The organism is Microbispora siamensis (assembly GCF_016863095.1).
Lineage (GTDB): Bacteria > Actinomycetota > Actinomycetes > Streptosporangiales > Streptosporangiaceae > Microbispora > Microbispora siamensis.
Map to the genome: position 1 here is coordinate 1 of NZ_BOOF01000133.1, position 862 is coordinate 862.

General features: G+C 68.9%; 1 protein-coding gene. It reads right to left on the reverse strand.

Annotated features, from left to right (window positions below; genetic code table 11):
* Window positions 1-33 precede the first annotated feature (33 nt).
* Window positions 34-862: IS30 family transposase (locus tag Msi02_RS42795; protein ID WP_204053413.1), on the reverse strand; the 829-nt coding region annotated here is incomplete at its 5' end.

Sequence of the window (862 nt, forward strand, 5' to 3'; positions counted from 1 at the left end):
GGCGAATTCCAGGGGTCGTCGCAACACAGGTGATCAATTAGTGGCTGCGAGCAGCCTAGCGAGACGCTCGGCTGGGGTATCCCAGTCGAGCGTCTTTCGTGGTCTGGAGTTCAGTTCAGCAGCGACGACGTCCAGGTCCTCGCGGGTGTGGGCGGACAGGTCGGTGCCCTTGGGGAAGTACTGGCGGAGCAGGCCGTTGGTGTTCTCGTTGGAGCCACGCTGCCAGGGGCTGGCCGGGTCGCAGAAGTAGACCGGCATGTCGGCGGCGAGGGAAAACTCGTGGTGGCGGCCCATCTCGCTGCCCTGATCCCAGGTCAGGGAGCGCTTGAGCTGGGCGGGGAGGGTGGCCATGGTCTCCACCAGGGCGTCGCGCATACGCTCGGCGCTGCGGTCGATCGGCAGATGGACGAGCAGCACGTAGCGGGTGGTGCGCTCCACCAGCGTGCCGATGGCGGAGCTGCCGTTCTTGCCGATGATGCAGTCGCCCTCCCAGTGGCCGGGCACCGCGCGGTCGTCGGCCTCAGCGGGCCGCTCGCTGATCATGACCATGGGCGCGCTGTAGCGGGGCTGGCGCTGCTGGGCCAGGCGGCGCGGCTTGCGCATCGCGCGGCCGGTGCGCAGCGCTCGGGTGAGTTCGCGGCGCAGCTCGCCGCGGCCTTGCACATACAGCGCCTGATAGATGGTCTCGTGGCACACATGCATCTCCGCCCGCCCGGGAAAGGTCCGGCGCAAGCTCTGGACGATCTGCTCCGGGCTCCAGCGCTTGCGCAGGTGGTCGTGAATGTATGCCCGTAACTGCGGGTTCTGCCCGATCTTGCTCGGCTTGGGGCGCGGCCGGCGAGCGTCGGCACGCGCCTGGGCC